This is a genomic window from Methylobacterium isbiliense (assembly GCF_022179325.1).
Taxonomy (GTDB): domain Bacteria; phylum Pseudomonadota; class Alphaproteobacteria; order Rhizobiales; family Beijerinckiaceae; genus Methylobacterium; species Methylobacterium isbiliense.
The window spans coordinates 1-8,124 of the sequence record NZ_BPQQ01000112.1 but is presented as its reverse complement, the minus strand read 5'-3'; the positions used below and the strand labels follow the sequence as shown (position 1 = coordinate 8,124).

The window sequence follows — 8,124 nt, the reverse complement described above, 5'->3', positions numbered from 1 at the left end:
CCAACTTCCGACACGTCCCAACTCGCTCGGGCGCGGCTCTAGCCGAGAGCACGCTTGAGGATGCAATGGACGGCTGAGCTGCGTGTCCTACCTTCCTTCTAAGAAACTCAACGATATCGACGGTCCAAGGGAGGACGACTTCATGCGCTTGGCATTGCTCGCCGCCGCATTCTGCGCTCTCGCAGTCCCCGCTCTCGCTCAGACCTCACGGCCTGAGCCCGGCCCGCTCACCATCGCAAAGCAGGGCAGCTTCTTCATCGGCGGCCGGGAGGTGAAATCCGATACCCTATCGACCCTGCCGAACTTTGACGCGGCCGGCACGATCACGGTCGACCAGATGTACGTCCGCTATCAGGCCCCCGCCGGCCAGACCGGGGTGCCGATCACGCTGATCCACGGCTGCTGTCTCACCGGCAAGACCTGGGAGACGACGCCCGACGGCCGGATGGGCTGGGACGAGTACTTCCTGCGTCAAGGCCACCCGGTCTACGTGATCGACCAAGTCTGGCGAGGGCGCTCCGCCACAGATCCCTCGACCATCAACGCGGTCCGCACGGGCAAGAAGCCAGTCGACCAGCTGCCGACCGTGTTCTCCGCAGGGCATGAGGGCGCCTGGGCCATCTTCCGCTTCGGCCACCAATACCCGCAAGTGCTGCCTGGAATGCGCTTTCCCTTGGCAGCACAGGCCGAGTTCTGGAAGCAGATGGTTGCCGACAGCGCGGCAAATCTCCCAACACCCAACCCGACGGTCCCCGCGCTGTCTGAACTCGCGCAGAAGATCGGCGGGACGGTGTTGATGAGCCACTCGCAGTCAGGCATCTACCCGTTCCAGACTGCGGCGCTCAGCACCCAGGGCGTGGCGGGGATCATCTCAATCGAGCCGGCGGCCTGCCCTGATCCAACGGCTGATCTCGGCCCCTACAAGGCCGTGCCAATCCTTGTGCTGTTTGGCGATTACGTCGATGAGTTTCCAAGGTGGGCGCCGCGCCTGAAGAGCTGTCGCGCCTTTGCGGCTGCTGTCTCTGCTGCTGGTGGCAAGGCTGAGGTCCTCGCGCTGCCGGAGATTGGGATCAAGGGGAATTCGCACATGCTCATGCAGGACGACAACAGTCTGTACATTGCGGACATTCTCCTGCGCTGGATCGGCAAGAATGTCACGGCAACTCGCTAACTAAGAACGATCTGAACTCGAGTACTTGCCCGATACGGCTGGTCTGGAGTGCACTTTCCGGTATGTCGGAGGTGCCATCGGCCATTCCCGGGTGCAGAATGACTGCACTCGCGTGCGCTCAGCGTGGCTTCGCGCGCCGTCCCAGAGCCGTCGAGCCATCTTCCCGATGAGCTACGGATCGAGCTACGTCGCTCGTGATCTGGCCGACTGGCTTAGCCGCCGCGGTATGACCCACATCCGCGGTGCGCCCCGCCGTCCCCAAACCCAGGGCAAGATCTAGCGTTGGCATCAGACGCTCAAGAACCGCATCCTGCTCGACCACGCCTACCTGCCCGGCGTGTTGGAGGCGCGGGTCGCGGCCTTCGTCGAGCACTACGACCACGTCCGGGCTCACGAGAGCTTGGGCAATCTCATCCCCGCCGACGTCGACTTCGGCCGGGACGAGGCCGTCCTGCGCGAGCGGGAGCGGATCAAGCGCCAGACCCTCACCGATCGTCGCTTGCGCCACCACGCGCAAGCTGCCTAACTTCTCAACCCAGGTGGACCAGAGCCTCCGTTCCTGAGGCCCGCAGCCTGTCTCAATTCATCTGACTACGGACAACGGGTCCGTGTTATGGGCCAGCTGAGTACTCTCAAGCTTGAACGCAAGCCTTCCAGGTAGATATCACCGTCAGATCGCAAATCGCTGCAGTGCATGCAGCATCTACAAAACTACCTACCTCGCACGGAGGATGCAATCGGAGGCGCCCGTCGCCGAATGTTGCTTGCCACACGGATCCGCACCGAAACTCTTGCATATTTGCGCGAGTAGCGGAAGGATGCGCAACCAAGGGTGGAGAAACCGATGATGTCTCCAAGGAAATGGTCCGGCTGCACCCTTCTGCTCATCTCCGCGATTTCATGCGCCTTTGGGCTGTACCGCCTCTCCGCCGCTGGCCATACCGCCAGCCAATGGTCGCACTCTAGTTCAGTACGCCGGGATGTGCCGCCTGCCCCGATCGATGCAGATGCCCCCCCTGCACCGCTCGCATCCAGCAGCGAGCCTGTTAGTTCCAATGGTCCTAAAGTGGTGGCCGAATTACCGAGCAGAGCACCTGACAAACAAGCGGCTGAACCGGCCCCGCGTGTAGCTCCCCCTTACGCAAGTCGCTACTCCGCATCGACAAAGCCTGCTGCCGAAGCACCTTCAGATAGGGAGGATTTGGCATCCGGCGGAAGCCGTGAAGCGGCATGCAGCGCAGATCCCAGCAAGTGCAGGGATCGCCTTCAAACAGGTATCGGTGAGCAGCCGCGTCGGACTTACCCCATCTCGATGGCCGCGGAACGCGAAACAACCGATGAGAATGAGCGCAAGGCAATCGAGCAGCAACTAAAGTCGATGAACGCCCAGTACAAAGTTCCTGATCAGCTGATGTATCGACGATCGACCCAGGTCGTGTTCGTACTGGAAGTCGAGGGAAAGGGCACAGGTGCCAGAGCGCTAGCCGGAGTGCCGGGACAACAGTCTGCTGCGACGGTTGCCGCAAGCCGATTTGTTCGCGCTCGACTCTCCGGGCCACCTGATATGGTCAAGATTACCCTTCGTGGTGGTGAAGCGGCTGAGCGCCAGTACGCTCAGCTCCAGAACGTCGAATGGACTTAGGATGTCGAGGGCCTTCAAGTCGGACAAGTCGATTTAAATCTACAACTCCTCGCCGAAGTAAAGATCGACGGCAAAATCGAGCCTTTGCAGATCAGGACTTTCCAGAAAACAATCCCGGTTCACATTTCATATCTGGACTCGGCCAAGGTATGGGCTAGTGAGATAATGAGTTTTTGGCCATTCCTCACCGCCGTAGGCTCGGCAGCCACAGGCATGATCGTTCTTTTTGGCTTCAACAAATCTAGAGGCGCAAAAGTCTGAGTCTACTTCAAATAAAGCATGCTGCGGCCAGTAGCTTGCAAAGGTCTTGTTGAGGTGCTCAGAGGCCGATAGTGAAGCTCCAATCGACTGAACGGCAACTAGGGTGCGAAGCCGATTGACATCAAGACCCGACGCCAATTTACATACCCATCTTTTGGTTGAGGACAAACACTGCCAGTCAAGGTATCCTCAGCAAGGTCCCGTCTGGACGGAACCTTGGCTGGAATGGAAATTTCCGGTCATCCGATTTGCCCTGAGCAAGCCCGGGAAGACTCCGTGCAACTGCGGCGCGGCGCGTCCTGCAGTATGACTTAGACGCGCTAAGGCCCCTTTTCGACATCGGAGCACCGATCACGTCGCACCATCACCTTTGGGGGGCACATCATGGAATGCTGTCCTTCGGTCACGTTCATCGGCCCCGTTCGAGGATCGGAGCAGGTCGCGCTGCTTGATGCACTCGTGGCCGAAGGCGTGGAGGCCGCACTCGATACCGGCGAGCGCGATGCGGACGCCCTCGTGGGCTTCGCTGCGATCGACAATGCCCTCTTCAACGCCGTGCGTCGGATGACCGAGGCCAGCGAGCGGCGAGTCATTGCCCTGTCCTGCGGCGGATGCCCGCTCGACAGCGATGCCCATTGGCGTCTTTTGGCGGCCGGCGCGACAGACGTGCTCGCAGGGCCTCCGGCGGAGCTCGCGGTCCGCGTGCGGGCGCGGCTGGAGCGCTGGGCCAGCGTCGACGCCCTGATGGTCTCCCCCGCTGTGCGCCGGGCCGCGATCGGCGTAAGCCCCGCTTGGCGCACGTTGCTGCGCGGAGTGGTCGAGGTGGCGCATTTCACCCAAGCGCCCGTGCTGCTCATCGGCGAGAGTGGAACCGGGAAGGAGCTGGTGGGTCGCCTCGTTCACGAACTCAACGAGAGCGCCGAGCGCGGCGCCCTCGCCGTTGTCGACTGCACCACCATCGTGCCGGAGCTCGCCGGCAGCGAGCTGTTCGGCCACGAGCGCGGAGCCTTCACGGGCGCGCATGCGGGCCGGGACGGTGCTTTCGCGACCGCGCAGGAGGGCACGCTCTTCCTAGATGAGGTGGGCGACTTGCCCCCCGCTCTCCAGGCACAGCTCCTGCGCGTCGTGCAGGAGGGCACCTACAAGCGCGTAGGCAGCGACACCTGGCGACACAGCCGCTTCCGCTTGGTCTCGGCGACCCACCGCGACCTGCCGGCGCGCATCGAGGCAGGCCAGTTCCGCCAGGACCTCTACTTCCGCATCGCCGGTTGGGTGTTCCGGGTGCCGCCCCTGCGCGAGCGCCGGGACGACATCCTGCCGCTCGCCCGGCATTTCCTGGCTCAGTTCCAGCCCGCGCTCGCCGGGATCGGCTTCGATCCGGCCGTAACCGAGCACCTCCTCACCCGCGCCTATCCCGGCAACGTGCGCGACTTGCGCCAGCTCATGGCGCGCATCAGCAGCCGCCATGTCGGCCCGGGACCGATCACGGTGGGGTCGCTGCCGCAGGATGAGCGTGCGAGCGAGGCGGGGCTCGCCGCCGTCTGGCGCGAGGCGGGGTTCGAGGGCGCGATCGGGCAGGCCGTGTCGCTCGGGATCGGGCTCAAGGAGATCAGCCAGGTCGCGGCCGACACCGCCATGCGCATCGCCATGCGACGGGAGAACGGGAACCTACAGGCCGCGGCGCGCATGCTGCGCGTCACCGACCGCGCCCTGCAGATGCGTCGGGCGGCTTGGCGCGCCGCGGCGCAGGGCCGCGGCTCAGCCTTTGACACCCGCGAGGAGCCAGGGATCGCGCCGGACAGGGGGCGGGGGTGAGACGTGGCGCACCGGCGGCGCTGCGCTGCGGCGCGTCCGCTTGGCGAGGAGCCGCATCAGGTTGCCGCCGAGCACGGCGGTCTCATCGGCGGGGGTGAGCTTGAGCGCCCGCACCTTTGCGAGTTCCAGGCCCGGATGCAGCCAGGGTCCGTCCGACCCGAACAGGATCTTGCGCGCGCCTGCCCGCGTCACCGCCTCCTCCAGAATGTCGAATCGGCGCACACCCGAGGTGTCGGCATAGATATTGGGATGGCGCACCAAGTGGTCGATGAGCCCGTGCTGGGCGCGCCAATCGTCCGAGAAGCTGCCGAGGTGCGGCAGGATGAAGTCGACGTCCGGATAGGCGCGCGCCACGAGCTCGGCCACGGCGATCTCGCCGATGGGGTCGTACAAGACCGGGATGCGGTAGCGGCGGGCCACCTCGCAGATCTCTCGCGACAGGCGCGCGTCGTAGCGGTGGGCCTTGATGCCCACGAAGCCGTAGCGCTCCACGGCGACGCGCACGAGGTCGAGGATGCGACCGCTATCGCGCGCCGCATGCACGAAGGCGAAGCCGAGGAGCCGGTCGGGCCGGCTCGCGACGATGCTCGCCACCTCGGCGTTGGCCCGGCCGTAATCAGAATGGAAGGCGGCGAAGATGACGGTGCGGTCGATGCCGGCCTCCGTCGCGCGATGCAGATGTCGGGTGATCGGGGCCGCGGTGTCCCAGGGCCCGGTCAGGCCGTCGCCCGTGCCCGCGTGGCAATGACAATCGATGATCATGCGCACACTCCCAGGGACAGGCGGGCGGCGCGAACGCCGCCCACGGGGTTCCCTCAGCTGCAGCCGCCCTTCCCTTCGTAAACGGGGGCGATGGAGCGCACGGCGCGCCCGCCGGGGGCGGCGCGCGAGAACTCGCGCCAGCTGTTGTCCCGCCCGGCGCAGCCGCTGTTGGGATGGCCGAAGACCCGGGGGGTGCGCAGATGCGCCGCCAAATGCCGGAAGAGCGCTGCCGCGACGCTGTCCGAGCCCGCCGCGGCGTTGCAGCCGTGTAGGACCACGACGACGTTCTCGGCGAGCGCGTCCGTCGGGATGTCGGTCACGACCCGGGCGCCCTGCGCCCGCGCAGCGGCGTCGACGCCGTCGCGGTAGAGACCCACCGCCGCGCCTGAGCGGGAGCCGAATACGCCGTTCGACCCGCTATGGCTGAAGATGTGGATCGCCGCGACGCGCTTGCGCTGGCAAGCTCGTGCCGCCTGGATCGTGCCGATGATGTCGGCGCCGGTGTCATAGGCCGTGGCGCCGACCTGCTTGACGCAGTTCGGCCGCGTGGGCGCGGCCTGAGCCCCGATGCGGCCGGCCCAGCGCGCGGCCTGATGGTGGAAATGATTGCGGTGCGACGTTAGGTCCGTATTCTGAAAGAAGCAAAGGGCCGGTGCCACGGCCCGGGCGACACCCGTCCGGCGCGCCGGGGTCTGCACCTCGCCGGACCACTCTTCTTCCGCCGCCAGCTCGCGCCGTACGCCGCCGCGGGGCACGCCGCAGATCGCCGTGTCGGGCGGGTTGCGCCGCCCCGGTACGACTCCGGGTGACGGCAGGAAGATCTCGACGCGCCGGCTCAGTTCGGGGGTGCGCTTGGTCTGGCGCTCGCCGCAGGAGGTCAGGCGCACAGTGAAGCCGCGCGTCGCGCCGCGCCGCGCCGCTTCGAGCGCGGCGCACAGGGCCTGGGAGACCGCGTGCGCGCGGCGGCGCGCCAGGGCGAAATTGTAGTCGTCATTCCCGACCGCGTCCGTATGGCCGGCAATGGTCACCGACCGGATCGGCCGCCCCGAGCGCTGCGAGGCGAGGATGCGCCCGGCGAGCCCCTTGATCGGTGGCCCGTGCCGGGCAGGGTCAAGCGCGCTGGCGTCGAAGCGGAAGCCATCGAGCACCAAGGCGGGCCGCCCGGGCGGCGGACAGTCGACGGGGATCATGGCGCAGGGCCTCGATGCGCCGGAGGGAGACGGGGCGGTGCGGGACGCCTCGTCTTGCCAAGCCTCCCCTTCGAAGAGTTCGCCCTCGAACGCCTCGCCCTCGAACAGCTCGCTCTCGAACGCCGCGCCGAGGGACATCGCCTCGAAGGTCTCGCCCTCGGCGACGAAGGCGAACTCGCCCGCATTCGCCCGCTCCCGGCATGCGGCGCAGCCGCAGCCGCCGCGGGTCAGCTCGCCCTGTTCCGGCGGGGCGTCGCCGGGGGGCTCGTTGGCTCCGCTCTCCGCCGGTGGCTCGGCCCCGCCGCCCCCGCCCCCGCCCTCGGCCGGCTCTGCGCCGGGTCCGCGGGCGCAGGCGGCCCCGAGCGCCGCCTGGGTTGGCGGTCCCACGATGCCGTCGACCGGCAGCTTCTCCCGCGCCTGGAAGCGGCGCACCGCCTCGCGGGTCGCCGGGTCCAACAGGCCGGTGATCGGCAGGGACAGGCCGAGCGCGCGGTTGAGGCAGCTCTGCGTCCAGCGCGCCAGTTCGCTCGGCCCCTCGCCGCCGCTGGGCGCGACGCGTTCGATCCAGGTCGATACCGGCCCAGGATAAGGCCGCCAGAGAGGTCGGATGAGAGGCGGCCTGGACGCGGGCGGCTTGATCCGCGACGGGCCACCCGGGGAACGCGGGACCCGCATCCGGGGGGGGGGCGCCCTCGGTGCCAAGCGCGGCTTGGGCAGCACGCCCGGGCGGCGAGCTTGGCGCGGGCCTGCCCCCATCCGGGTCGGCGACCGGGGCGGGCCGCGGCGGATTTCGCTCTCCTCGTAGAGCTCGGGGGTCCATTCGCCCTCGCCCTCGGTCTCGCCGTGGAAGGGGATCGTCTCGAACTGATCGATGTTGGCCATGGCGCAACCTCGTCCGGTGCGGCTGCGAGCCCCTGCGGGCGAGCCGGGTCAGGAGGGAGTGGGCGGCGGGCAGGACCCGCCGCGAAGGCCGGAGCCGCTCGGTCGCGCGGGCGGCCCGCGGGGGCACTTCAGCGGGCCCGCTGGAGCGCGAGGCGCTTGCGCAGGTGCACGGAAGGCGGCGTGAAGTCGACGCCCTCGGGGTTGCTGAGATCCGCACCCGTCACGGCGCGGTAGGCATGGATGTAACTTTGGATCTCTGGGCTCGTTACTGGCGCCCAGTTCTTGGCCGCGTTCTCGTCGTTGATCCCGATCCAGTCGCCCCAGCGCACCGAGAGCAGGATCTGCTCGCCGTAGACGCCGAGGTCACGGAAATGCGTCACCGTGACGTCGGACCAGCCCTG

The 8,124-nt window shown here is 67.2% G+C and carries 6 protein-coding genes and 1 pseudogene; 4 read left to right on the top strand and 3 right to left on the bottom strand.

Features of this window, described 5'->3' with window-relative positions:
• The first annotated feature begins 82 nt into the window (after nt 1–82).
• From MFF61_RS31795 to MFF61_RS31780, 4 genes and pseudogenes are all read left to right on the top strand, one after another.
• Nucleotides 83–1,171, top strand: coding sequence for an alpha/beta hydrolase family protein (locus tag MFF61_RS31795; RefSeq protein WP_238241688.1), 1,089 nt, complete (start codon nt 83–85; stop codon nt 1,169–1,171).
• A 175-nt stretch (nt 1,172–1,346) separates the two neighbouring features.
• Nucleotides 1,347–1,697: pseudogene (locus MFF61_RS31790) on the top strand (integrase core domain-containing protein); the annotation flags it as partial.
• A 786-nt stretch (nt 1,698–2,483) separates the two neighbouring features.
• Nucleotides 2,484–2,813 carry a hypothetical protein gene (locus tag MFF61_RS31785; RefSeq protein WP_238241687.1) on the top strand — a complete coding sequence of 110 codons (330 nt, stop codon included), beginning with the start codon at nt 2,484–2,486 and terminating at the stop codon, nt 2,811–2,813.
• 720 nt (nt 2,814–3,533) lie between these two features.
• Nucleotides 3,534–4,889 carry a sigma 54-interacting transcriptional regulator gene (locus MFF61_RS31780; protein WP_238241686.1) on the top strand — a complete coding sequence of 452 codons (1,356 nt, stop codon included), beginning with the start codon at nt 3,534–3,536 and terminating at the stop codon, nt 4,887–4,889.
• Here the strand turns inward: MFF61_RS31780 and MFF61_RS31775 are convergent.
• From MFF61_RS31775 to MFF61_RS31765, 3 genes are all read right to left on the bottom strand, one after another.
• On the bottom strand, nt 4,833–5,651 hold the full coding sequence (locus MFF61_RS31775) for an amidohydrolase family protein (protein WP_238241685.1): 819 nt from the start codon (nt 5,649–5,651) through the stop codon (nt 4,833–4,835). The two genes, MFF61_RS31780 and MFF61_RS31775, sit on opposite strands and share 57 nt — an antisense overlap.
• 53 nt (nt 5,652–5,704) lie before the next feature.
• A complete protein-coding gene (locus MFF61_RS31770) occupies nt 5,705–7,723 on the bottom strand; it encodes a peptidoglycan-binding protein (protein ID WP_238241684.1) in 2,019 nt (672 codons plus the stop codon).
• 128 nt (nt 7,724–7,851) lie between these two features.
• Nucleotides 7,852–8,124 (bottom strand): hypothetical protein (locus tag MFF61_RS31765; protein ID WP_238241683.1); only part of this gene is annotated, 273 nt, incomplete at its 5' end.

Coding starts and splice junctions, on each gene's coding strand:
- MFF61_RS31785 (WP_238241687.1), top strand. CDS start 2,484: ATGGCCGCGGAACGCGAAACAACCGATGAGAATGAGCGCAAGGCAATC.
- MFF61_RS31775 (WP_238241685.1), bottom strand. CDS start 5,651: ATGATCATCGATTGTCATTGCCACGCGGGCACGGGCGACGGCCTGACC.
- MFF61_RS31770 (WP_238241684.1), bottom strand. CDS start 7,723: ATGGCCAACATCGATCAGTTCGAGACGATCCCCTTCCACGGCGAGACC.